General features: G+C 65.5%; 24 protein-coding genes and 1 pseudogene. 13 read left to right on the top strand and 12 right to left on the bottom strand.

What is annotated here, in order from left to right; genetic code table 11:
- Nucleotides 1-633: 633 nt before the first annotated feature.
- Nucleotides 634-1,875 carry an NAD(P)/FAD-dependent oxidoreductase gene (locus CXQ91_RS23580; protein ID WP_104176282.1) on the top strand — a complete coding sequence of 414 codons (1,242 nt, stop codon included), beginning with the start codon at nt 634-636 and terminating at the stop codon, nt 1,873-1,875.
- Nucleotides 1,876-1,908: 33 nt separating this feature from the next.
- Here the strand turns inward: CXQ91_RS23580 and CXQ91_RS23575 are convergent, their stop codons facing one another.
- From CXQ91_RS23575 to CXQ91_RS23565, 3 genes are all read right to left on the bottom strand, one after another.
- Nucleotides 1,909-2,670 (bottom strand): hypothetical protein, encoded by a 762-nt coding sequence (locus tag CXQ91_RS23575; protein WP_104176281.1) that lies wholly within the window; start codon nt 2,668-2,670, stop codon nt 1,909-1,911.
- 29 nt (nt 2,671-2,699) lie between these two features.
- The gene (locus CXQ91_RS23570; protein WP_104176280.1) at nt 2,700-2,966 is read right to left on the bottom strand and encodes a hypothetical protein; all 267 of its coding nucleotides are present in this window, start codon (nt 2,964-2,966) and stop codon (nt 2,700-2,702) included.
- Between the two features lie 168 nt (nt 2,967-3,134).
- On the bottom strand, nt 3,135-3,632 hold the full coding sequence (locus CXQ91_RS23565; protein ID WP_104176279.1) for a hypothetical protein: 498 nt from the start codon (nt 3,630-3,632) through the stop codon (nt 3,135-3,137).
- Between the two features lie 295 nt (nt 3,633-3,927).
- Here CXQ91_RS23565 and CXQ91_RS23560 point away from each other — a divergent pair, with 295 nt between their 5' ends.
- Nucleotides 3,928-4,785, top strand: a complete 858-nt coding sequence (locus CXQ91_RS23560) for a class I SAM-dependent methyltransferase (protein WP_104176278.1) — start codon at nt 3,928-3,930, stop codon at nt 4,783-4,785.
- Between the two features lie 92 nt (nt 4,786-4,877).
- On the opposite strand, the gene CXQ91_RS23555 is transcribed toward CXQ91_RS23560, so the two are convergent.
- The gene (locus tag CXQ91_RS23555; RefSeq protein ID WP_104176277.1) at nt 4,878-6,509 is read right to left on the bottom strand and encodes an alkaline phosphatase; all 1,632 of its coding nucleotides are present in this window, start codon (nt 6,507-6,509) and stop codon (nt 4,878-4,880) included.
- 151 nt (nt 6,510-6,660) lie between these two features.
- On the opposite strand from CXQ91_RS23555, the gene CXQ91_RS23550 reads away from it, so the two are divergent.
- The 3 genes from CXQ91_RS23550 to CXQ91_RS23535 all read left to right on the top strand — a co-directional run bounded on the left by CXQ91_RS23550 (nt 6,661) and on the right by CXQ91_RS23535 (nt 9,631).
- Nucleotides 6,661-6,966, top strand: coding sequence for a DUF1905 domain-containing protein (locus tag CXQ91_RS23550; RefSeq protein ID WP_104176276.1), 306 nt, complete (start codon nt 6,661-6,663; stop codon nt 6,964-6,966).
- A 141-nt stretch (nt 6,967-7,107) separates the two neighbouring features.
- Entirely contained in the window at nt 7,108-7,455 is a 348-nt protein-coding gene (locus CXQ91_RS23545; protein ID WP_104176275.1) for a DUF6176 family protein, read from the top strand.
- Between the two features lie 370 nt (nt 7,456-7,825).
- A complete protein-coding gene (locus CXQ91_RS23535; protein ID WP_258074245.1) occupies nt 7,826-9,631 on the top strand; it encodes an SARP family transcriptional regulator in 1,806 nt (601 codons plus the stop codon).
- 73 nt (nt 9,632-9,704) lie between these two features.
- On the opposite strand, the gene CXQ91_RS23530 is transcribed toward CXQ91_RS23535, so the two are convergent.
- The 3 genes from CXQ91_RS23530 to CXQ91_RS23520 all read right to left on the bottom strand — a co-directional run bounded on the left by CXQ91_RS23530 (nt 9,705) and on the right by CXQ91_RS23520 (nt 12,696).
- The gene (locus CXQ91_RS23530) at nt 9,705-10,952 is read right to left on the bottom strand and encodes a plasmid pRiA4b ORF-3 family protein (RefSeq protein WP_181039025.1); all 1,248 of its coding nucleotides are present in this window, start codon (nt 10,950-10,952) and stop codon (nt 9,705-9,707) included.
- Between the two features lie 134 nt (nt 10,953-11,086).
- Nucleotides 11,087-11,290, bottom strand: coding sequence for a cold-shock protein (locus CXQ91_RS23525; protein ID WP_003806113.1), 204 nt, complete (start codon nt 11,288-11,290; stop codon nt 11,087-11,089).
- Nucleotides 11,291-11,454: 164 nt separating this feature from the next.
- On the bottom strand, nt 11,455-12,696 hold the full coding sequence (locus tag CXQ91_RS23520) for an FHA domain-containing protein (RefSeq protein WP_104176271.1): 1,242 nt from the start codon (nt 12,694-12,696) through the stop codon (nt 11,455-11,457).
- A gap of 231 nt (nt 12,697-12,927) precedes the next feature.
- Between CXQ91_RS23520 and CXQ91_RS23515 the strand changes: the two genes are divergently transcribed.
- Nucleotides 12,928-13,299, top strand: coding sequence for a TfoX/Sxy family protein (locus CXQ91_RS23515; RefSeq protein WP_104176270.1), 372 nt, complete (start codon nt 12,928-12,930; stop codon nt 13,297-13,299).
- A 10-nt stretch (nt 13,300-13,309) separates the two neighbouring features.
- On the opposite strand, the gene CXQ91_RS24945 is transcribed toward CXQ91_RS23515, so the two are convergent.
- Together CXQ91_RS24945 and CXQ91_RS25575 are read right to left on the bottom strand one after the other, a co-directional pair.
- The gene (locus CXQ91_RS24945) at nt 13,310-13,465 is read right to left on the bottom strand and encodes a hypothetical protein (protein ID WP_181039024.1); all 156 of its coding nucleotides are present in this window, start codon (nt 13,463-13,465) and stop codon (nt 13,310-13,312) included.
- Nucleotides 13,462-13,587: a hypothetical protein gene (locus CXQ91_RS25575; protein WP_258074244.1), complete on the bottom strand. Its 126-nt coding sequence runs from the start codon at nt 13,585-13,587 to the stop codon at nt 13,462-13,464. Before CXQ91_RS25575 ends, CXQ91_RS24945 begins: the two co-directional genes overlap by 4 nt.
- 202 nt (nt 13,588-13,789) lie before the next feature.
- Between CXQ91_RS25575 and CXQ91_RS23510 the strand changes: the two genes are divergently transcribed.
- The 7 genes and pseudogenes from CXQ91_RS23510 to CXQ91_RS23475 all read left to right on the top strand — a co-directional run bounded on the left by CXQ91_RS23510 (nt 13,790) and on the right by CXQ91_RS23475 (nt 23,084).
- Nucleotides 13,790-15,382: an alkaline phosphatase gene (locus CXQ91_RS23510; protein WP_104176269.1), complete on the top strand. Its 1,593-nt coding sequence runs from the start codon at nt 13,790-13,792 to the stop codon at nt 15,380-15,382.
- Nucleotides 15,383-15,504: 122 nt separating this feature from the next.
- Entirely contained in the window at nt 15,505-15,771 is a 267-nt protein-coding gene (locus CXQ91_RS23505; protein ID WP_104176268.1) for a type II toxin-antitoxin system Phd/YefM family antitoxin, read from the top strand.
- Nucleotides 15,768-16,160: a type II toxin-antitoxin system VapC family toxin gene (locus CXQ91_RS23500; protein ID WP_104176267.1), complete on the top strand. Its 393-nt coding sequence runs from the start codon at nt 15,768-15,770 to the stop codon at nt 16,158-16,160. The genes CXQ91_RS23505 and CXQ91_RS23500 overlap by 4 nt, the downstream gene beginning before the upstream one ends.
- 190 nt (nt 16,161-16,350) lie before the next feature.
- Nucleotides 16,351-17,793, top strand: a pseudogene (locus tag CXQ91_RS25570) (DUF3375 domain-containing protein).
- The gene (locus tag CXQ91_RS23485) at nt 17,790-18,449 is read left to right on the top strand and encodes a DUF4194 domain-containing protein (protein WP_104176264.1); all 660 of its coding nucleotides are present in this window, start codon (nt 17,790-17,792) and stop codon (nt 18,447-18,449) included. Before CXQ91_RS25570 ends, CXQ91_RS23485 begins: the two are co-directional and overlap by 4 nt.
- Nucleotides 18,446-21,841: an ATP-binding protein gene (locus tag CXQ91_RS23480; RefSeq protein ID WP_104176263.1), complete on the top strand. Its 3,396-nt coding sequence runs from the start codon at nt 18,446-18,448 to the stop codon at nt 21,839-21,841. Before CXQ91_RS23485 ends, CXQ91_RS23480 begins: the two co-directional genes overlap by 4 nt.
- Nucleotides 21,831-23,084 (top strand): Wadjet anti-phage system protein JetD domain-containing protein, encoded by a 1,254-nt coding sequence (locus CXQ91_RS23475; protein ID WP_104176262.1) that lies wholly within the window; start codon nt 21,831-21,833, stop codon nt 23,082-23,084. The genes CXQ91_RS23480 and CXQ91_RS23475 overlap by 11 nt, the downstream gene beginning before the upstream one ends.
- A gap of 28 nt (nt 23,085-23,112) precedes the next feature.
- On the opposite strand, the gene CXQ91_RS23470 is transcribed toward CXQ91_RS23475, so the two are convergent.
- From CXQ91_RS23470 to CXQ91_RS23460, 3 genes are all read right to left on the bottom strand, one after another.
- A complete protein-coding gene (locus CXQ91_RS23470; protein WP_104176261.1) occupies nt 23,113-23,439 on the bottom strand; it encodes a type II toxin-antitoxin system PemK/MazF family toxin in 327 nt (108 codons plus the stop codon).
- Nucleotides 23,436-23,570 carry an antitoxin MazE-like protein gene (locus tag CXQ91_RS23465; RefSeq protein ID WP_104176260.1) on the bottom strand — a complete coding sequence of 45 codons (135 nt, stop codon included), beginning with the start codon at nt 23,568-23,570 and terminating at the stop codon, nt 23,436-23,438. Before CXQ91_RS23465 ends, CXQ91_RS23470 begins: the two co-directional genes overlap by 4 nt.
- A 24-nt stretch (nt 23,571-23,594) precedes the next feature.
- Nucleotides 23,595-23,792: hypothetical protein (locus CXQ91_RS23460; RefSeq protein ID WP_146072426.1), on the bottom strand; the 198-nt coding region annotated here is incomplete at its 5' end.

Genomic DNA, 23,792 nt, shown 5'->3' with positions numbered 1-23,792 from the left:
CAAATCCAACCAATCCATATAAATAAATTGGTATCAACAAACTTGGCACACTATTGAGTTCTCAAACAACAGACACACCCGGCACCACCACAACCAACATTCGGTCGCGGATCGCTCCGGAGCAACTTTCCAAACTTACCCGGTTCCGGGAAGCTTTGCAAACCGGCGTTTCCGCAGATCCAAGCTCCACCACAAGGGCCCCCACCCGGTTTCCGCACGCCAGTAAAGACGCCGTTTTTCAGGTCATTCAGAAGGGGGTCGGTCGCTATCTTTCCGCATCAGCGGCGGCGACTCGAATTACTTTACACGGGCTTTAGACCCTGCGCAAACCGGGCCGATCAGGGTGTCCCCAGCCGCCAAAATCCCCGGAATGGCGCGGGCTGCGGACTCTCCAGTCCGTCTCCGTCCCCGAATTCCGCCGAAATGGCTTCTTGTGGAGCCCGTCACACCCGGCGGCCGCCCGTGCAGATCCCCATGTAAGTAGCAGCAGATGTCGTTTTGATGGCCCAGAACGACATCTGCTGCTACCTAGTTGGGCGGGCCGTCCCTCCTCGTTCAAGCGCCTCATCCGGCTCCATCGAAGGGACACCGGAAACCCCTTGAAACCTGGCGGGCCGCGCGTATGGTTTTTGCATGGGACCGAGTCTGGACACCCTTGTGGTCGGTGCAGGGCAGGCCGGCCTGGCCACGAGCTACTGGCTGAGCCAAACCGGCGTCGGACATCAGTTGCTGGAACGGCGCCCCGCGCTGGGCGGTGCGTGGCAGGACCGCTGGGACGCGTTCGTCCTGAACACGCCGAACTTCTCGCTCGCACTGCCCGGCGGTTCCTATGACGGACCGGTTCCGGAAGCCTTTATGCCGCGCGCGGACGTCGTGGATTACATGCGCCATTATGCCGAGACCATCGGGGCACCCGTCCGGACAGAAACGGATGTCACCCGCATCGCGCCCACAGACGGCGGCTTCACCGTGGAGACCACCCAAGGCAACTGGCGGGCCCGCAACGTGGTGCTGGCAACCGGCGGCTATCAGAAACCGAAAATCCCGGCGCTGTCCGCAAAGCTGCCGGGCCACATCCTGCAGCTGCACACGGACAGCTACCGCAACCCGGACCAGCTGCCCGACGGGGCCGTTCTCGTTGTGGGGACCGGCCAGTCCGGCGGCCAGATCGCGGAGGAGCTGCTCGCCGTCGGCCGGGAAATCCACCTGGCGGTGTCCACCTGCCCGGAAGCGCCGCGCCGGTACCGCGGCCAGGACCTCCTCTTTTGGATGATGCAGGTCGCCCAGTACGGCCCCGAGTACGGGCTCAACGGCCTCACCGCGGGGCAGCTGCCCTCCCCCGCGGCGCGGTTTATGTGCAACCCGCTGGTGTCCGGCGCCGACGGCGGCCACGACATCCACCTGCGGGACCTCGGCCGCCGCGGCGTCCGGCTGCACGGCCATTTGGAAGCAGCCGACGACGGCGAACTCGTCTTCAGCGACGACCTTCGGGAGCGCTTGGGCGTGGTGGAGCGCACTTTCTACCAGCGCATGCGGCCGATGTTCGATGCCTACATTGCCGCTGCGAGCCTGTCTGCGCCCGAAGCGGAACCGCCGCGCAAGGACGACTGGCTTCCGTCGGAACCGGCGCGGCTGAACCTCGGCGCCGCGAACATCACGTCAGTCCTCTGGGCCACCGGCTACAGGCTGGACTTCAGCATTTTGGACATCCCGGTGCTGGACAAGTGGAACTACCCCCGCCACCACCGCGGGGTCACCGAACACCCGGGATTGTACGCCGTCGGGCTGCCGTGGCTGACCGGGCACGGTTCGTCGATTGTGGCCGGGGTCGGGCGCGACGCCAAGTACATCGCGGAGCACATCGCAGCACACTGAAGCTGCTACCGGTACGCCGGCTAGCAGCGAAGCCTACTCCGCACAGAGCCCGTCAAAGTGCACCGGAGTGGCCAGACCGGCAACGCTGAACCAGTCCTTGGCCCAAGTCTGGACCGACGGTAATCCGAGTTGCTCAATGACCCGTTCCGGCGGTCCGTCGAACACGGATTCCCCGTCCTCCACGGACTCCCCGGCGGCAATGCCGGCCAGCAGCCCGAAGAGGGCCGGCTGGTCCAGGAACGGAAGTTTCCCGCCGTCGCCATCGTTCAGAACGCCCCAGCGGGAGGTGAACAGCGAAAAGTCCAAGGCAGGTTCGCCATGGCCCACTTCGAGGGGGCAGGCTCCGCCGTCGAGCTGGATCCGCCGGTAGTTGGGCTCCGTTTCGTCCAGTGCCATCAGCTGGCGTTCATCGAGCCACGACACCCAGACCGGGGTGCACTCCCCCATCAGCGGGTAGGGGGCGGCCGCAATGTAGCCGGCCCGGCTCACGTGCGCGGAGTGGCCAACGGCGATGTTGTGGAGCTGGCCACGGACCAGGGGCAGGACAGTGCTGACCGGCCGGTGGTAGTTGGCGAACTTTCTCCGCATCACGTCGGCACTGGAATTCGAGCCGATGGAGACCACCATGGAGCGGGACCCGAGCGGAGCCGCGTCGGCTTCCGCGAGCGCCTGATCCAGGCCTGCTGCCAGGTCGAGGGGCAGGAAACCATCGCCGTCCATCACACCCGAGACTTGGGGCGGATCCCACGGATACAGCAGCGGATCGAGCTCGCTGGTGTGATCAGTTACGGGCATTCCGGTCAGTCTTCCTCGTGATGCAGCGGTCAGTCACCCATGCCGGGGTGGACGGGCACGAAGTCGATCTTGTTTCCTGGGCTGGTCTTCTTCGTCGGAGACCGCGAGAATCCTTTCGCGTCCAGGTGGTTCTGCGCCCGGTATTCGGCCAGGGCCTCGTCGTAGGCCCTGTTGAGCCTGCGGCCGGAGAGTTCCTCCGTGGTGCCGTCGGCAAAGGTGACACTAATAAGGACGCTTTCCGGGAAGTGCCGGTTCATCCGGACATAGCCTTCGGCATCCTGCTGGAGATTAATCAAAGTGTGGTTCGCTTTCGTGGGTGGTGACTTCCAGTGTCCCGCACTTTTCGGCGCCGCAGGTCCTAACGGCCGGCCCGGGCCGCCACATTAAGAAACCCAAGGCCCGGATGGGGGATCCGGGCCTTGGGCGTTTCGGGAGCCGGGCTCAGCGGCTCCCTGCGGAGGGCGTCAGTCGGACATTGACGTGACGCCGCTGTAGTACCAGCCGGTGTACGGCGACCAGACGCCGTTGCTGCCTTCCTGGAAGCGGACCTTGTGGTAGACCTCTTCGTTGCCGATCTCGCCGTTCACCAGGGTGCGGACGTTGGAGATGGTCACGGTTCCGCTGTACTGGTTCAAGTGGCGGCTGAAGTACGAGGTGCCCAGGTGGTCGTCACCGTTGGGCCAGTCGTCCTCCTCCCAGCGCTCCTGGGTGATGTTGATGTAGCGGTCGGTGTTGCAATAAACCTGGATCCGGTAGTCCACCAGCTTCACGCCGGAGGAGTTGTGGCCGGCGAACACGGGCTTGAGCGGTGTGACTGAGCAGGCGTAGTTGGTGCCGGCCGCCTGGGCCGGGGCGGCCAGGGCGAACGGCGCCGCGACCATGCCAAGCCCGAGGGCTGCGACCACGGCGGCCTTGCCGCGGCGGGATGGACGGGACTTCTTGGTGGTTGGTGCGTTGGACATGGAATTGCTCCTGAGGGGGAAGATGCGGTGTGGGTGAGGTGCTTTGCCCGGCAGTTCCGGGGCTCCGGATCCGCCGGGATTCTCCCTGCGTTCCGATGTATCCATAGTGGATCCGGGCACCCCTCCCGCACTTCCGTGCTAGCACTGAAATCTACTGACCAGTATCGAACGCACACAGGTAGCGCCGGCACCTTTACATCCGTCCGGTCGGCGGCCAAAATAACTCACACCACAGCCTCCACTGAGCACACAGCGCGCTGTCACTCAGAACCTGCCACAGCAGAGGGGTGCCACCATGAATGACAAGACCGAAGCAACCGAGGCGGACCGGGCGCTGAAGCAAGAGCACCGTGCCATGTGGGCGCAGGGCGACTACCCCGCACTCGCCAGCGAACTTGTTTCAGACCTCGGCGCCATCCTCGTTGACGTCTGCGGCGTCAAGCCCCGCCACCGCGTCCTGGACGTGGCCGCCGGCGCCGGCAACGCGGCGATCCCGGCCGCCATGATGAAAGCGGACGTCATCGCCAGCGACCTCACCCCGGAAATGTTCGACGCCGGCCGCCGGCAGGCAGCCGATCGCGGCGTTGAGCTGGAATGGCAGGAGGCGGACGCCGAGGCGCTCCCGTTCCAGGACAATGAGTTCGACGTCGTGATGTCCTGCCAGGGCGTGATGTTTGCGCCGCACCACCAAGCGGCTGCGGACGAGTTGGTGCGGGTCTGCAAACCTGATGGCCACATCGGCCTGCTGAACTGGACGCCCGAAGGGTTCATCGGGAAGATGTTCGACACCATGAAGCCGTTCGCTCCGCCGCCCCCGCCCGGAACACAGCCGCCACCCCTCTGGGGCACCGAGGACCATGTCCGAGAGCTCCTCGGCAGCAACGTCACGGACGTCAAAGCCGAAAAGAGAACGGTGGCAATCACCAGCTTCCACCACCCGGAGGACTTCCTGCACTACTTCAAGTCCCACTACGGCCCGGCGATCTCGGTGTACAAGTTCCTTGGCGAGGACCAGGACAAGGTCAGTGCCCTGGACAAGGCCCTCACGGAGCTGGCCGACACGTTCCTCGAGGCCCACGGCGACACCACGGCGCAAATGGAGTGGGAGTACCTGCTGCTCACCGCCAAGAAGGCGCGCCCCGCAACGTCGTAGTTTCCGGGTCCTCCTCGCCCCGCGCCCACCTCCGCCATGCCATGAGCACGTATCACGCCTACTACGAGCAGTTCGCGCGGGCGGAACCCAGGTCACCGCTCCGGGTGGAGGTCCTTGCTCCAGAGGACAGTGCCGTTGGCGTTGCGCAGGCTGACGGTGAAGACGCCGTCCTCGGTCAGGTCCACGTGGCCGAAGAACTGGTTCTCGCCGCTGCGCGGTGACTGGTTGGGGTAGGCGCCGGTCTGGTGGAAGACCACCTCGGGGCCGAACGTGCCGTCCAGCTCGCCGGGGCCGAAGCTGCCGGCGTTGATGGGGCCGGCCACGAATTCCCAGAAGGGGTCGAAGTCCGTGAAGCCGGCGCGCTCCGGCGAGTAGTGGTGGGCGGCGCAGTAGTGGACGTCGGCCGTCAGCCACACCACGTTTTTAACCCGGTTGCGCTTGAACGCGGACAGCACCCCGGCGATCTCGAGTTCCTTGCCCAAGGGGGCGCCGGCGTCGCGGTTGGCCAGGGATTCCTGGTTCACCGGGCCGTCGGGGACGATCAGTCCCAGCGGGAGGTCGGCGGAGATGACCTTCCAGGTGGCCTTGGACTTGCTGACCTCCCGGATAAGCCAGCGCGCCTGCTCCTCGCCGAGGATGTGGGTGAGGTGCGTTTCCTTGCCGCTGGTGTTGGGGTCCTTGAAGGTGCGCATGTCCAGGCAGAAGACTTCCAACTGGGGGCCGCGGGGGATCTTGCGGTAGATGCGGGCGGGTTCGAAGCCGGTGCTGCCGTCGCCGGCGCGGGTGCTGAGGCCGGAGACGGGCTGGTATTCCTGCCAGGCCTGGCGGCCGCGGGCGGCGAGCACGTCCGCGCGGCGTTCGGTGTAGCGGGGGTCGGTGAGGATCTCCCCCGGGTACCAGTTGTTGGTGGTTTCGTGGTCGTCCCACTGGGCGATCACCGGCACCTCGGCGTACAGGGCGCGGATGTTGCGGTCCATGAGGTTGTAGCGGTGCCGGCCGCGGTACTCGTTGAGGGTTTCGGCCACCTTGGACACCTCCTCGGTGACCAGGTTGCGCCAGATCTGGCCGTCGGGCTCGGTGACCTGCGCGGCGATGGGGCCGTCGGCGTAGATGGTGTCGCCGGAGTGGATGAAGAAGTCCGGCTTGGCGGCGTGCATGGCCGCGTAGCCGCGCATGCCGCCGATCTCCTCGTTGATGCCCCAGCCCTGGCCGGCGGTGTCGCCGGTCCAGACGAAGCTCTGCTTGCGGGGTGCGCGGCCGCTGCTGAGTAGTCCGGTTCCGGGGGCGGTGCTGAAGGAGCCCTGCGCGGTTTCGCCGGCGTTGCCGTCGGCGTCCTCGAAGTGCAGGGTGAGCGCGAAGCGGGTGCCGGCCGGGAGGTGTTCGGCGTTGATCCGGGAGGTGAAGTCGGTGGCTTCGCTAGCGGCGCTCCCCCGCAGCACGCGCTGGAATGCGCGGCCGCCGCGGAGCGGGGCACCGTCGTCGTCCACGGCGAGCAGGTTGGCCACCAGCCGGCCCGGTCCCGACGCGCGGGACCACAGCACGCCGGAATCGGCGGTGACATCGCCCGTGGCGATGCCGGACGGGAGGGTCAGGCGGTTGCGGACCAGCGCGACGCCGGCCGGGCTGGTTGCGTGCGCAGTTGCGGTTGCGGCGGGCACGACGGCGGCAGCACCGGCGGCGGCCAGGGCACCTTTGAGGACATTTCGGCGGGTGAAAGCAGTCATGCGTTCATCGTTGCGGGATCGGATGAACCGGTGGTGGCGGGGGTGTGAACCGTGGATGTGCCTGGGGCCACGACCGCCGGATTCCCTGGCCGAGCTTGCGAGGATAGGGGGCGGGTGGGGAGCCAGACCCCGCCGGTGCCATACTCAAAGCGTGACAACGTCGTACTCGTTCCGTGGCGAGCTGTGGCTCTATCCCGATGCATCCGGGTGGCATTTCATCACGCTGCCGCCGGAGGTGGCGGACGCGATCAGGGACGAGTCGGCTCCCTTCCGCAAGGGCTTCGGGTCAGTCAAGGTCACGGCGTCGATCGCGGGAAACAGCTGGTCCACGTCGATCTTCCCGGAGAGCAAGACCCACTCGTACGTGCTGCCGGTCAAGAAGGCCATCCGGACGGCGGCGGGCATCCGCGACGGTGATGACGTGGACGTGGAGCTGGTCCTGGAGCTCGAGAGCTGATCTTGCTGCCAGTCGGCATCAGCGGAACACCTGCCAATGGCTCTATACCGCGCCGTTCCGCAGGACTACCATGCAGGTGCACGGCTGCGGTTGGACACCGCGCCGCGACAATGCCGAAGCAACTGCGTGGAAGGACATGTCATGGAATGCATCACCTGGTTCGCGCCGATTCTGCCCGGGAAGCTGGACGAGTGGAAGTCGCTCATCGAGGAGATTCAGGGCCCCCGCAAGGAGGACCACCGGCGTTCCCGTGAGCGGATGGGCCTGACCCGGGAAGTCGTCAGCCACATGCAGACGCCGCAGGGGGACTTTGTCTGTCTGTTCCACGAGGCCGAGGATCTGGCCAAGACCTTCCAGGCCGTCGCCAACTCGGACGATCCGCACGATCAGTGGTTCAGGGAGAAAATTCAGGCAGTTCACGGCATCACTGCTGACATGCTGCAGGGCCCCATGCCTGCGTCGCTTCACTTTGATTACAAGGCTGGTTGACCGCCGCCGACGAGCCTGCTGCGTGGCTGCGGCCGGGGAGGCTCCTGGTTGAGCCTCCGCAGCCGCGGTGGGTAAGGTTCTCGAAACGGCCTAGAACCTCATTGAAGCGTACGGCCCACTGGGCAGGTCGCCAGCAGTCCACGGCGCAGTGGAGCGGACGTCGGGCGTGTGGCCTCGGCCGTCGGTCAGGATGGCACGGACGGTAACGCTGAGAACCCCGAGTCCAAGTAGCAGGATGCCGAGCAGTTCCATTGTGATGCACCTCGTTTGAGTGTGGGCGGATTTGGTGATTTCAGTGTGTCCGGCCGGCGTGTGAGCAAGCGTGTGAATGCCGCAGACGCCAGCGGCGGGCGGCGGTACCATGAGCCGTATGGCCGAGAACTGGATTCGGCTCCTCGGTCCGCCCGCGATCGAGACCCCCGGCGCAACTCCCCTGCAGCCCAGAGGCCGCAAGGCCTGGGCGGTGCTCGCCTACCTCGCTCTGCAGGCGGACGGCACCGGCCGTTCCCGCACGGCGTCGCTGCTCTTTCCGGATGCAGTGGATCCGCTCGGCGCCCTGCGTTGGAACCTGTCCGAGCTGCGGCGGACGCTCGACGGCGTGACGGTGGCCGGCGATCCCATGCGGCTGGTGCTCCAGCCGCCCTGGCGCTGCGATGTACTCGAAGTGCTGGATTCGGCTGGCAGCCAGGGCGGTGACCCCCAGCGCTTAAGCGGTCAGCTCCTGGAGGGGCTGTCCTTCGCCGATTCCCCGGTCTTTGATTCGTGGCTGGCGGACCAGCGCTACCGCCTGGACAACGTGGTCCAGTCCCTGTTGTATGAGGCCGCACTGGCTGCCCTCGCTTCCGGCAATCCGGGTGGGGCCGTGGAGCTGGCCTCGCTGGCGCTGCAACGCGATCCCTTCCACGCGGACTGCAACGCCGTCCTGGTCAAGGCGCTCGTGGCCCTGGGCGAGCACCGCCGGGCCCGGGAGCACGTCACCAAATGCGGCAACCTATACCGCCAGGAGCTCGGCCTGCCGCTGCCGTCCGAAGTCCGGCGGGCCCTGTCCGCTGCGGCTCCGGAGCCGGACCCCGGGATGCCTGCCACCGTGGCGACGGTACGGTCGTATCTCGACGCCGGCGGCGCGTCACTCTGGGCCGGTGCCGTGGACAGGGGGCTCGATCAGCTGCGGCTCGCGGTGGTGCTGGCCCAGCGAACCGGAGACGACCATCTGCTGGCCGAGTCCTTGGTGACGCTGTCCGGTGCGCTGATCCATCAGGCGGGCCGCCGCGGGGCGGAGGTGGCGGATTTCCTGCACCGTGCGCTGCAGGCGGAAGGGCCCGACGGCGCCTCCCGCACTGCCGCCGCAGCGTACCGCGAACTGGGGTACCTGTCCGTACAGCGCGGTGTGCCCGACCGCGCCGCCGGCTGGCTGGACCGGGCGATGCAGGCGGCCGAGGGATTCCCCGACGAACAAGCCCGGATCCTGGCGATCCAGGGGATGCTGGCCTCGGACATTGCGCGGTACGACGATGCGGTGACCGCGCTGACCGAATCGGGGAAGCTGGCCAAGGTGGTCCGGAACCGCCGGCAGCAGGCGTTCAGCGAGGCGCTGCTTGGTCGGGTACACCTGCTCCGCGGGGACTTGGAGAAGGCGGCTGCGTCTCTGGACCGGGCACTGGTCTGGATCGCTGAGGAACACTGGACGGCGTTCGAACCGTTTGTCTCCGGGGTGCGGGGCGAGACCTATCTTGCGGCCGGGCAGCTGGAGGAAGCGGCCGCCCTGATCGACCGGTCCTGGGTGATGGCCGAGCTTGCCGGCGACCACTGCTACATGGCCTTGGCGGCCGGCGCGGAAGCGAAACTGTTCCTGGCACATGGCGATCTCGCGGCAGCCGAACACTGGATCGACCGTGGGCTTGAGCCCACGCCGTGGTACCTCTGGTATTCGGCCAAACTGCTGGATACGGCGGCGGAAGTGGCCATCGCAATGGGGTCGCCGCGTGCCCCGAAGTTCGTGGAGCGACTGACCGAGCTGGCAAGCCGCAGCGGCATGCGGGAGTTCACGGTACGGGCGCAGTCCCATCGGGCGACGCTCGGAGATGCGGCGGCCGCGCAGGCTGTTCCCTGGCTGGCGAAGGAAGTCGGCAACCCCGCGTTGTCGGCGTTCCTGGCGGCGAGGCCGGGCCACCGGTGATTCGGGCTCGGTGGTTGAGCTTGTCGAAATCCGGGCGGCCTTGATCTCGCCAAGCTCGATCAACGGCTGGCGCCTATCCCCCGTTGAGCAGCGGCTGCACCTGGAGCAGGAACTTCCGGCCGCCGTCGGTCAGCGCGGGAAGGACGGTGAAGTGCTGGGCCGGGACCGTCAGCTTCAGGCAGTCGAGCGTCCAATGGATGCGCAGGTAGAGTTCCCGGGCCAGGTCCAGCGGGATGGGCGTCCCGGCCTTGGTGCGGAACCCTTCGACGTTGAGGGTGTCGGCGATGATCCGTTGGCGCTCGTCCCAGCGGGGCGTGGTGCCGTCGAGCAGCCACCGCACCACGAGGCCGTTCACGACGACAGCCGCTTCCTCAGGAGGGTTTCCGACGGCATCGGCGAGGTAGTCCCACAACGGACGGCCGCCGTCGTGCATTTTGCGGCCGGCGGGCGAGAGCAGCAGGCGGCCCTTCGACTTCCGCAGCAGTTTCCAGGCCTGGAGCTGCTCCCGGAGGTGAAGGACGGGCAGGGTCTGTACCTCGCGGTTGGCCTTGCCGATCCAACGGTCGTCCAGGCCGAGGGCGTGAAAAGTCTCCTTGACGAAGGCCGGCTTGAGGTAGCCGTCCTTTGTCAGCTCCAGCCCGTCGTCGGGAACCTGGGACAGGAACCAGTGGACGGGACGGACGACGGCGTCGATCTCGCCGTCCGTGGGTGGCTCCGGCCAGAGCTGCAGGGCGAGCTCGTCCAGCCGGGCGTTGAGGGCGGCGGTTTCGAACACGGTTGGCGCGAAAGTTGCGGGGTCCTGGCCCGTGGCGGACTCGTACCAACCGGCGACATCCTCATATTCCGGGTGCCCGGGATCTGCAAGGACTTCCATGACGCGCCGGTAGCCGTGGGGACCTCCGGAATCCTCCACCGGCCCGCGGTTGGCGCCGTCGGTGCAGCGCAAAGTCTTTTCGGGGAGCTCCGCCCGACCCATCACCTCGACGGTGTGCGTCCAGGCATCGCCGAAGTCGTATTCGTATTCGAAGTCGGCCGGTCCGGTCCGCTCTGCGTCCAGAAGTTCAAAGAGCACGACGCCGGACGCCGGCTCGTCGTCCATCTCCTCGGCCGCTTCGTCCGGGCCGATTATGAGGCGTTTTGCGCCCTGCGGGTCCGTACAGCGGATTCCGTAGAGGTGCCGGTTTTCCCATCCGAAGGCGGCCTGGAGGACGCGGTGGAATTCCGGGACCGTGACGGTTTCCGGGAGGAGCAGCTGCCGCCAGATCTCGGGTTCGGTGCCTTGAATGCCGATCTTGAGGTCGTAGGCGGGGACTGTCTGCATGGAGGCCATTGTTCCAGAGCGCCGGTGCCTTTGCCTGCCGAACCGTCGAAGCACACCCGGGTTAACCAAAAGCAGGGCCGGTCAATGACCGGCCCTGCTTTATGAAACCTAAACGGTCCCGGGTATCTAAGAAATTAGATAGCCTGGATGTTTACAGCCTGGGGACCCTTGGGGCCCTGCTCGGTTTCGAAGGAGACCTTCTGGTTCTCTTCGAGGGAGCGGAAACCGGAGGAGTTGATCGCAGAGTAGTGTGCGAAAACGTCCTGTGAGGAGTCATCGGGGGAAATGAAGCCGAAGCCCTTTTCAGCGTTAAACCATTTGACGGTACCAGTAGCCATTTTTTTATGTCCTTCGTGAAGGTGGAGGAACTGTCCCGACTTTCGGGTCCTCCGGTGTGGGGTGTTCAAAACCGCTACTTCAGAAGAACGAGGACTTTCGACCTCGCGTACTGCCTGAACTACCAAATACAAACACAACAACGGTCTCTACTGTACACGGGTTTTCAGAGAGGCATTACCACTGGCATCAGCGGGATGTCCGGGACGGTGATGGACTGCGGTCCGTCGAACCCCTGCATGAACACCGTGACGAAGCTGAGCGACACCGTGCCGCCGGACTCAGGCAACTGGTTCTCGAAGTTGATAGTCCCCTTGCGCTGGCCCCCGGGCGGTATGTCGGGCTGCCAGGTGCTGCGGAAGGAATCAGCGTCGAAGGTGGTGCCGTCCGGGCCGGTGAGGATGGCGTTGTGGAACAGCGGCAGTGACATGGAGCTGGTGGTCCCGTTCCGCACATGAATCTCCACGCGGGTGAAGTGTGCCGTGCTCTGGATACCGAGGACGGTGACGGTGACGCCCTGGGCTTCGGTAACCACTTGGCGTGCCAGCCGCTGGGTGCCTTCCTCGTTGCCCGAGAAGTAGCCGACGGCGTAACTCGCCCCAGCGGCCAGCAGCCACCCGCCGCCGCCGAGCAGGAGCAGGGTCACCAGCACCGTGGCGATGACCGGACGGGAACGCGAACGCGGTGGAGCCTCAGCCGGCGCGGAAGGATGCGCGGTCCCGGTGCCATAGGGTCCCGCATGGGCATCCGGGTAGCCGGGTCTCAGCGGGCGTGGGGGCCGTGCCGGCTGCACTCGCATCGACGGCCGATACTGCGGTTTGGGCCGCCTGGGCGCCAGCTGTTCCTTGTCCTTGAAGTAATCCAGCGCCTCGCCGCCCAGGGCAACCACCAGGCCCATGGCCGGGGTGACGAACCACGTCCACGTCGGCGTCAGCTCGGTCAGGAACGCGGTCAGGCTGTTGCCGATCAGTCCCACCACATTGATCGCGGCCGCGAAGAGCAGTGCCGCGCCCAGGCCCTTCTTCCGGGCGGCGGCAGGGGCGGGTCGGCGTCCCTCCGGCACGCCGGCCGCCCCCGGTGGTGCGCTGCCGCCGTCGTACTCCCCTTCAACGAAACGGAGCTGGACCCGCCCGATCTGGACCACATCGCCGTCGGTGAGTTCGGTGGGAGAGGTGATGGCGTGGCCGTTGACCCAGGTGCCGTTGCGCGAGTCCTGGTCGTCGAGGATGGTCCGGCCATCCAGGGAGGTCAGGATGGCGTGGTGGCGACTGACCCCGGAAACGGGCAGGCGAAGCCGTGAGCCCTCGTCGCTGCCGATGGTCGTTGTCCCGTGCGGGATGACAATCCGGGTCCCCGCCGTCTCCCCGTTGACGACGACGAACTCGCTCCGTACCCCAGGTCCGTCCATGACCTACCCCGACCAGCCAGGAGGGCACGCCGGCCCCCGCAGGAGAGACACCGTCATCCGCCGCTGGCGCATGACATGTAGCAAGTCTCCTCCGGGCGGGAACGGCTGACAAGGAACGCGAAACCGGCTGCCGACGCGCGTCCCTGGGCCTCGACCGCGCCCCGGAACGGGCATATCCTGCAGGCAGTCCATCTCTGGCAGCACGTTCCGGCACATAAGGGAGACGTTCACATGGAAATGCCCAAACCGTCCGACGCCGACAAGGAGCACTTCCGGAAGGTGGTGCCGGACCATCCGGATGTGGTGGTCAAGCCGATGTTCGGCAACCTGGGCGCCTTCGTCAACGGGAACATGTTCGCCGGGCTGTTCGGCCCCACCGTCGGAGTCAAACTCTCCGATGCGGACAAACAGGAACTGGAAGGCTCGGAGCGGACCGTCCCGTTCGGCCCGCCGGAGCGTCCGATGGGCGGCTACACCGGGCTCCCGGAGGTGTGGAACGCCGAAGGCGACGGCGACGACGCCCGGGCACAGGCCTGGGCTGAGAAGGCGTACGAGCACGTCGCCAGCCTGCCGCCGAAAGAGCCGAAGGCCGCGAAGAGGTAGCTCCGCAGATTCAGCCGCGGTTGTAACGGGCAAGTGCTTCTTTGTAGACAGCGGCAATTTCATGGTCGCCCCTGTCGGTGTATTTGGCGATGATGTTCGCGAGGTCGCGTTTGATGACCAAATGCGCGTCATACGGTTCACGAGGACGGCGAACGTAATCGTTCATGATTTCCCACCCACTTGCGCCTCTTCACGCTCCAGCAGATAGCGCAGAAATGCCGCCTGGTTGTCGATTTCCCGCTGTTTGCGCGGGGAAACCCAATCCAGCAATTCCTGTTCGTTAACCATGCTGCTCACTCCTTCCGGTTATGAATTGATGGTCATCCCGGTCAGGCAAGATCCGCGAAAGTTTCGGGCAAGATAGGCGAAGGTATTTTCGGCGGCAGCGCAGATAGGCACTGCTCAAAATCGACAGCTTTTGACACGCAGTTAACCACCCATTCACACCATCCTCGGGACCCGTCCAACCGGCCTCCGTACGGTCGACGCCATGGACACCAACATCTCGCGCAGATCCCTTCTTTCCGTCGGCCTCGGGGCCGGACTCGTCGCCGCCCTGCCTGGTGCCGCCGTCGCCACTTCAACAGCGGACGACGCCGGGCTCCGCACCGATCCGTTCATGCTGGGCATCGCCTCCGGCGAGCCGTGGCCGGACGGCTTTGTCATCTGGACGCGGCTGGCCGTGGACCCGCTCGCCGGGGACGGGCTGGGCGGGATGCCGCAACGCACCGTGCCGGTCGCCTGGGAGGTGGCCGAGGATGCCGGCATGCGCCGCGTGGTGGCTCGCGGCGTCGAACAGGCCGGGATTGAGAACGCCCACTCGGTCCACGTGGAGCTGCGTGGCCTGAAGCCCGGGCGCGAATACTTCTACCGGTTCCGCAGCGGCCGGCACATCAGCGCGATCGGCCGGACCCTCACCAGCCCCGCGCCGCACGAGACCCCGGCGGCGCTCGCCATGGCGTTCGCGAGCTGCTCGCAGTATGAGCACGGCTACTTCACGGCTTACACGCGACTGGCGGAGGACCACCCGGACCTGGTGCTGCACCTGGGCGACTACATGTACGAGTACAAGAAGGGCAAGTACGTTATCGGCGGCGGCAACCCCCGCGACCACGAAGGCCCGGAGACCTCCAGCCTCGCCGGATACCGGCAGCGCCACGCGCAGTACAAGTCCGACGCCGACCTGCAGGCTGCGCACGCCGTCGCACCGTGGCTGGTGGTGTGGGATGACCACGAGGTGGACAACAACTGGGCGGACGAGGTCCCGGAGAACAGCGATGCGGGCCAGCTGAATGACACCACCGAGCGGTTCCGGCAGCGCCGGGCGGCGGCGTTCAAGGCGTACTACGAGAACATGCCGCTGCGCGCGTCGTCGGTGCCGGCCGGGTTCGACATGAAGATCTACCGCACCATCCAGTGGGGCCAGCTGGCCAACTTCCACATGATGGACACCCGGCAGTACCGGGACGACCAGCTCGCCGGCGACGGCTGGAAGAAGAACGTGGCGGAGCGGCTGGCCGAGGACCGCACCATCACCGGCGCCGAGCAGGAAAAATGGCTGCTGGACGGGTTCAAAAACTCCACGCAGCGCTGGGACATCCTGGGCCAGCAGGTCTTCTTCGCCGAGCGGGACCGCAACCAGGCGGCCGACATCGACGACGTCTCCATGGACGGCTGGGACGGCTATGCCGCATCACGGCGCAGAATCACCCAGGGCTGGGTGGATGCAAACGTCCGCAACGCCGTGGTCCTCACGGGCGACGTGCACCGGAACTGGGCCAACGACGTCAAGGTGGACTACAAGGACCCGGCCTCGCCGGTGGTCGGTTCGGAGCTCGTGTGCACCTCCATCACGTCCACCGGCGACGGATCAGGCTCCACGACGGACCCGACCATGGCCTGGAACCCGCACCTGAAGTTCTACAACGACAACCGCGGGTACGTGACCACGCGCATCACCAAAGACGCGCTCACCGCGGACTTCCGCGTGCTGGACCACGTGACCACGCCGGGCGCACCGGTTTCCACGAAGGCGTCGTTCGAGATCCGGGACGGGGTTCCGGGGCTCGTGGCGCGGGGGTAGTGCTTCTCGAAACCTAAGCGCCCGGCCGGGCTTTCCCGCCGGGCGCCGGTGGTTGAGCTTGCATGGCCGCTCGAGCCTGTCGAAACCCGGTCGACCTTGCTACGATTGCTACGGAGGCAGTCATGACAACAATCCCCCATCGTGAACTCCGTAATCAGAGCAGCAAGATTCTTGAGCGCGTGAAGAATGGCGAAACCATCAACGTCACTAACAACGGCGAATTGGCCGCCACCTTGATTCCGCCCACCGTCTCTCCTTTTGAACGTTTACTCCTGTCCGGAAGCGTTCGGCCGGCAGCCACCCAGCCTGTCGACTTCCAGCTCATCCGCCGTGCAAAATCTGATGCTGGCAGCGCGGAGATTCTGGCCGATCTGCGCGGCGACCGTTGATCATCTACGTCGACACTTCGGCTGCGCTCAAACTGGTGATTGAGGAAGCTGAGTCTGCCGTGGTGGCCGAATACCTCTCAGCTGGGGCACGCAGGGGCGATCATCTGGTGGCTTCGATGCTCTTGTACACGGAACTCCATTGCGCCGGAAAGCGCCGCGGGCTGTCAGCCGGGCTAATCAATACGGTGTTGGACGGGGTCAACCTGGTGGACGTGGCGCGCTCGGATCTTATGTACGCTGCCGCAATGCCAGGCAAGCTACGCAGCGCCGGCGCCATCCATCTGGCCACAGCTATCCGGTTGCAGACAGATCTGTTGGTTGCCTACGACGTCGAACTGGTCACAGCAGCGACCGAGGCGGGGTTGAATACCCTGACGCCGGCCCAGTGACGAAATCTGTCACGCTCGAGGATGCCGTAGCCGTCGGCGAGCGCCGGTCACTTTCCTAGCTACTTTCCGCCCCGATGAACCGTCCGCTGGCCTACGCCCTCCGTCACGCCGACTCTTCCTCCACAGAAAATGTCTGCGGCGCCCTCTAGAGTGAACTTAGGACGTGAGTCGGAACACCCACGAGGACCGGATGGACTATTACGCAATCAACGCCCTGCGTGAGAACCACGCAGGATGGTCCCTTCTGCGAGCCCAGAACGCCCCGCTCGCAGTCTCGTTTTTCATGGCAGCCTTCACCGGCCCCAACCAGCGCAACCTTGGCCGCCAGCAGCTCATCGATAGCCTCGACGACGTGCTCTTCGGCCTCCGGGACGCGTACGGTGAGGACAAGTTCCCCCGCCAGGCGTCGGAATACCTGGACGATTGGGCCGCGCCCGAAAAGGCCTGGCTGCGGAAGTACTACGTACCCGGCCAGGACGAGCCCCGCTACGACCTCACCGCCGCAGCCGAGGACGTAGTCCGCTGGGTGGAGAACCTCCGCGGCCGCGACTTCGTGGCCACCCAGTCCCGGCTCACCAGCATCTTCGCCGTCCTCAAACAGCTCGTCCAGCAGTCCGAAACCGATCCCGAGGTACGGCTCAAAGAACTTCAGCGCCAGCGTGATGGCATAGATGCCGAGATGCAGCGCATCCGTGACGGCAACATCAGGGTCATGACCGCGCCCGAGGCACTCGACCACTTCCAGCAGCTCACCGCGATCGCCAAGGACCTCCTCTCCGATTTCAGGGAAGTCGAGCAGAACTTCCGCAAGCTGGACCGTCAGGTCCGCGAGCAAATCGCCACCTGAGACGGCACGCAGGGCGAGCTCCTGGAGTCAATTTTCGCCAATCAACAGGACATCAGTAGCTCGCTGCAGGGCAGGACCTTCCAGGGCTTCTGGGACTACCTGATGTCCCCGCAGCTGCGCACTGAACTGCGGGAACTCCTCCAGCGCGCCACACAGATCGAAGCCCTCGCGGGCATGGAAAACCTCCACGCCGTCACCAACCTCCACCAGGACTGGCTGCCCGCCGTCGAACAGACCCAGGGAACGGTCCGTCAGCTGTCCCAGCAGATGCGCCGTCTGCTCGATGACAAGGTTTTCCTGGAAAACAAGCGCATCATGCAGCTCATCCGGAACGTTGAGTCCAGTGCCCTCGCCGCCCGGGAGCAGCCGCCGACGGGAGACTTCATCGCCATCGCGGCACCGTCGGTTGACATCACCTTGCCGTTCGAACGCCCTCTGTATGAACCGAGCCGAAGGGTATTGGTGGACGACGACGTCCTCACCGCCGACGACGCGGACGTGGACGCCGGCGCCCTGTTCAGCCAGTTCCACGTGGACAAGGAACGCCTGAAGGCCAACATCGACGCCGTGCTCGCCGAAGCGGAGCAGGCGACTCTCGCGGAGGTCGCCGCCGCCTATCCCGTCACTCAGGGCCTGGCGGAGATCGTGGCGTACTACCAGCTGGCCACGGAATCAGACTGGGCGAGCATCAACCCGGAAACCTCGCAGCAGATCTCCTGGCAGCTGCCGGACGGCGGCATCCGCGAAGCAACCATTGAACAGATTATCTTCGGAAGGCCAGCATGAACACCGTCGAAGACGCGAACACGACAACGGCAGCCAGGACATCCGAGGAGCTTCCCGGCGTTGTCACCCGGCTTTTCAAAGGCGTGCTCTACGCCGAAGGGGACGAGAAGCTCTGGCAGTCGCTGCTGGGCCTGTCCTCCCAGGTCCGCGACTATGTTTCCGTGCTGGGGCTCGACCTGATTCTGGACGAATCCGAAGGCTACGCGTTCCTGAAGTCGCGCGAGGACCCCGACGGAACGCTCCCCCGGCTGATCCCGAGGCGGCAGCTGACCTTCAACGTCAGCCTGCTGCTTGCCCTCCTGCGCGGCCGGCTGCTGGAGTTCGACACCAACAGCAGCGAGCTCCGGCTCATCATGACCGACCAGGACATCGCCGAGATGGTTGCGGTCTTCCTGCCCGAATCCAGCAACGAGGCCAAGATCATGGACCGGCTCGCCACCGACATCAAGAAGGTTGTGGAGCTCGGATTTCTGCGAAGGCTGAAAGGACAGCTTGGAACATATGAAGTGGTGCGCGTCCTCAAGGCGTTCGTGGATGCCCAGTGGCTGGAGGAGTTCGACGCGCGGCTGGCGGACTATCGCGCGACGCTCACCGGATCAGTGCCCGGGGGCGCTGCTCTGACCGGGACAGGCGCCGCGGAGGCGGAAGGCAAATGACCGCGGATCTGCAGGACACCCTCTTCAGCCTGGAAGAAAAGACGGACGACGGCGGCACTCCCCCGGGTTTCCGGCTTCACCGTCTGGAGCTGCTCAACTGGGGCACCTTCCACCAGGGCGTGCGGACCTTCCGGCTGGACGGTGCCAACAGTCTCCTCACCGGCGACATCGGTTCGGGAAAGTCAACCGTCGTTGATGCCATCACCACCCTGCTGCTGCCCGCCCACCGGATCGAATACAACAAGGCCGCCGGCGCACAGAGGAAGGAACGCTCGCTGATGTCCTATGTGCGGGGCTTCCACAAGAGCACGCGCAGCACCGGTGGTGAATACTCCAAGCCCGTGGCACTGCGGGGCACCGGCGCCCTGACGGTAGTTCTCGCCGTCTTCCACAATGCGGTGCTGGACAAGTCAGTCACCTTGGCAATCACCCTTTGGGCCACCCAGGAAGCGGGCACTCCCAGCCGCTTCTACTCACTGTCAGAGACGGACCAGTCCATCGCCGCGGACTTCTCGAACTTCGGCCAGGACCCCGCCAAGCTGAAGAAGAAGCTCCGGGCTGCCGGTGCTTCCGTCCATGACACCTTTGACCCCTATGCGGCCGCCTTCAAACGCCAGTTCGGCATCAGCGGCAACCAGGCAATGGAGCTTTTCCACCGCACCGTGTCCATGAAGCAGGTGGAGAACATCACCTCCTTCGTGCGCACCAACATGCTGGAAGAGGACAATGTCGGCGAGCGCATCCGCAACCTCATCCACCACTTCGACGACCTGAAAAAAGCCCATGACGCGGTGCTGCGGGCCAAGGACCAGATCGCGTTGCTTAAGCCGATTCGGGACGGCGCCGGCCAGCACGCACAGCTGAGCCTCGAGGACGAGCTTGCCCGCCAGCAGCGGGACCAGCTGCATCCCTGGTTCACGGACCGGAAGCTGCAGCTGAGCCTGGAGCATCAGTCGGAGCTGGAACGCACCGGCGAACGGCTGCAGGAAGACGGCGCCAAACTGCGCACCGACATAGCGGGCAAGCGGCACGAGCTGTCCGCCGTCCAGGAGGATATCCGCACCAACGGCGGCGGCCGGCTGGCCGCAATCGATGCCGACGTTGCGCGGCTGACTGTCGAGTCCCGGGCCCAGCGGCAGCGCTTCGACACGTACGCCGCGGCTGCGAAGGATTTGGGGCTACGGCCACCGGAGGACCGTGTGCTGTTCGATGGCAACCGGGCCCGCCTTGAAGGGGTCGAAGCGAACCTCGGCGCCCAGTCCGGTGAGCTGCAGGAAAGCCGCACCGGGCTGACCATCACCCGCACCGAACTGACCGCACGGCTGGCCGGGATCGGCGCCGAACTGCGCAGCCTGCAGTCCCGCCCCAACCTGTTGCCGCTCCCCCAGCTGGACCTCCGCCGTCGGCTATGCGACGGCACGGGGATCACGGAAACCGCTCTGCCCTATGCCGGCGAGCTCTTGCGGGTCCGTGACGGCGAGGGCGCGTGGGAGGGTGCCGCGGAGCGCACGCTGCACGGCTTTGCCCTGTCTTTGCTGGTGCCGGCCGAGCACTATGCGGCAGTGAGCATCTGGGTGGATACCAACAACCTGCGTGGCCGGCTGGTCTACCTGAAGATCGGCGAATCGCCCGCCGCCAGGACGGCAGAGCCCGGGACCTTGGCCTCGAAGATCGTCATCAAGCCGGGAACGGCTTTCCGCAATTTCCTGCTGGATGAACTCGCGACGCGCTACGACCACGTCTGCTGCGACACGCTCGAGGACTTCCGCCGCTATCCCAAGGCGCTGACGGTCAACGGGCAGCTCAAGGGAGGCCGCGGGCGGCACGAAAAGGACGACCGTCGCGAACTCACGGACCGGCGCAATTACGTGCTCGGCTGGGACAACCACGACAAGATCAGCCGATTCCTCGCCGAACAGGACGAGATCAAGGGCCAGCTCCAGGTCACCCAGACCGAGCTGAAGAAGGTTGACGCGTCCCTAGGAGATCTGGGCAGGCGTAACCAGCAGCTCGGCACCGTGCGGTCCGTGGCAGATTTCGGCGAGATCAGCTGGCAGCAGACGGCCCGGCAGATCGAGACGCTCAAGGCGGAGAAGCTCGAACTGGAAACCGCCAGCGACGTGCTGAAACAGCTCACTGCCAAAGAGTCCGCGGTGACAGCGGAGCTGGAGCGCCTGGAGGACAGGGCCGGAAAGCTGCGTGAACGCCTCGGCGCCAACGAGAAGGACGCGAAGGACATCGCTGAAGCGATCGCCGAATGCCGCGGCATTCTCGAGGAGACTCCGCTGACGGACGACGGCGGCGTGCTGGCCGCCGTCGAACGCCTCACCGCGGCGGCGCTCGGGGACAAGACGCTGACCTACAAGAACACCGGCACGGTGGAAAGCTCCGTCCGCTCCGGGCTGACGGACACCATCGACGCGCTATCCAAGCGCATCGCCCGGGCGGCCGAAAGCACCGTCCGGCTCATGGCCGATTTCCGCAACAAGTACCCGAACGAGACCACGGACATCGACGCCGCCCTCGAGGCTGCCAGTGACTACAACCGGCTGCTGGAGCAGCTGGTCAGCAACGACCTTCCCCGCTTCGAGGCGCACTTCAAGGAGTCGCTGAACCAGAACACCATCCACGAGGTGGTGGCCTTCAACGCCTTTCTGGACAGCCGCCGCCAGGACATCGTGAACCGGATCGGCGAGATCAATCAGTCCCTCGCCGGAATCGAATACAACCCGGGCCGGCACATCCAGCTGGAGCACCAGAACACGTCCGACCAGGATGTGCGCGAGTTCGGGGTTGATCTGAGGGCTTGCTCGGAGGGGACCATCGGCGACGAGGACCAGTACTCGGAGCAGAAGTACCTGCAGGTGGAGCGGCTGATCGAGCGCTTCCGCGGCCGGGACGGGCTGACGACTCTGGACGAACGGTGGACCGCCAAGGTCACTGACGTCCGAAACTGGTTCACGTTCTCGGCATCGGAAAAGTGGACCGAGACGGGCGAGGAGTTCGAGCACTTCACGGACTCGGGCGGCAAGTCTGGCGGCCAGAAGGAGAAGCTGGCATACACGATTCTGGCGGCGGCGCTGGCGTTCCAGTTCGGGCTGGCCTCCGGCAGGAACGCGTCCAAGAATGCGAACAGCGGCCGGAGTTTCCGGTTCGTGGTGATCGACGAGGCGTTCGGGCGCGGGTCGGATGAATCGGCGCGATACGGCCTGCAGCTGTTCCAGCGCATGCAGCTTCAGCTGCTGATCGTCACGCCGCTGCAGAAGATCCACGTGATCGAGCCGTTTGTCTCGCACGTGGGATTCGTGGCGAACACCAACGGCGACGACTCGCAGCTGCGCAACATGACCATCCAGGAATACCGGGACGAACGGGACCGGCGTGCCAGCTGAGTCCTCGCCAAAGTGGACGACGCTGGCCGGGCTGCGTTCGCTGTCGCTGAAGGCTTGGAACAGCGGGGCTCTGTTGCGCGAACTGCTCGAACCCACCGGCGTCTATCCCCGCCGTCGGCCGTTGAAGCGCCCGACGGCGACAGGCCTCTTGCGCGATTACGCGGCGGCCCGTGAGTGGGCGGGTGAGTTGTTCGCCGCGGCAGGTCATTTCCGCCTGGAGACCGCGGAGGTGGGCCGCACCACGATCGGTTCCAACCAGCTGCCAGCGGCGGCTGTGTTCGCCTCCGTGGACTACGAGATTGCGTTCATAGGCAAGGCAAAGGACGCAGCCCGGTTCGTGGAGCTCGCGAAGGGGCTGTCCTTGCTGCATCCCTCGCTGCGCGCCTGGGCTTTGAAACGGCCGCTCCGTCTGCTGGAGCTGGGTGCTGACGCAATGACAGCCGCCCGCATTGCCCTCTGGCTGCGGGACAACCCTGAGCCCGGCGTTTACGTCCGGCAGCTTCGCTTGCCTGGTGTGCACACGAAGTTCGTGGAGAACCACCGGAAGGTCATCGACGAGCTGCTGGATGGACTCAGCTCGGACTTAGCCATCGAAGCGGATCTCGGCGACGAGGAGCAGCTTTTGGGCGTGCAGGCCGCCCCGGGTTCCCTGCTGGGCCTGACTATGGCCAGAACGCCTGCGGCCCGGTTCGCTTCGCGGCATGGCTTCCTGCATCCGCCCGAGCTCGTCCGGTTCCGCATGCTGGATCCAGAGGTGCCGCTCCTGGGTGAAGCCCGGGACGTCACCGTCACCGCCGGGGCGTTCGGCGTGCTGAACCTTCCAGTCACCACCGTGATTGTCACCGAGAACCTGGTGAATTTCCTGGCCGTGCCGGAACAGCCACGCACGCTGGCCATCTACGGCGGCGGGTACGGATTCTCGTCCCTGCGGGACGCCCGTTGGCTGGCGGATTGCCAGGTCCTGTACTGGGGCGACCTGGACACACATGGCTTCCGGATCCTGGACGAGCTGCGGGCCGTCCACCCGCACGTGGCCAGTGTTTTGATGGACGAGGCCACGCTGCTTGCTCACAGAGATGTGTGGGGCAGCGAGCCATCACCGTCACGGGCTGGGCTGACCCGGCTGACTGCCGAGGAGGATGCAGTCTATGAAGCACTGGGCAACGATTCCTTCGGGAAGTCAGTCAGGCTGGAGCAGGAGCTGATCCGCTGGGACTGGGCGCTGGAGCGGCTCGGTGGTTGAGCCGGCCGAAACCCGGTGCTTGAACCAATCAACGCCCCAGGCCAAGAAGGACGGCTAGGGACTGCTCAACGGCAACCATGGTCTTCGAATCCAGTCGGCCTATCCGCTGCCCGAGGTTGGCACGCCGCACTGTTGTGAGCTTGTCCACCATGATCTGGCTGACTTGCTCCAAGCCGGTGAGCTGTCCGGGGTCAACCGTCAGCCTCAGCAGCGGGGCATCAGTCAAGTGGGACGTCAGCGGCAGAAGGGTGACCGACTCCGAGGCCGCAAACAGGTCATCCTGGACGATGAGTGCTGGCCTGGGTTTCTGCGCATATGTTCCCCCCGAAACCGTCCACAGCTCACCGCGATTCACTCCGGCCAGTCTTCCGCAATCTGGTCGATGAAATCTTGATCGTCGCCGGCATGGTCGGAGGCCGCGACCGCCAGCGCTTGCCGCCGGGCCTCACGCCTAAACTCCTCGGTCCGTGTGTCCGGAACCCACATATGGGTCAGCCTTGGTTTTCTGGTTTAGCTCGCGGCGGGCAGCGCGTCGGGGATCCGAGGTTCGGGGTTTCCAGCGAAGGTGAACTTGGCGTCGTCGCCTTCGCCGTCCACATCCACCACCACGATGTCGCCCGCGTGGATCTCTCCGAAGAGGATCTTCTCGGACAGCTGGTCCTCGATCTCGCGCTGGATGGTGCGGCGCAACGGCCGTGCACCCATGGC

Origin of the sequence: Arthrobacter sp. Y81 (genome assembly GCF_002929335.1) — a bacterium.
Taxonomy (GTDB): domain Bacteria; phylum Actinomycetota; class Actinomycetes; order Actinomycetales; family Micrococcaceae; genus Arthrobacter.
Note: the sequence above shows the minus strand (reverse complement) of the source record. Positions and strands in the feature narration are given on the sequence as shown.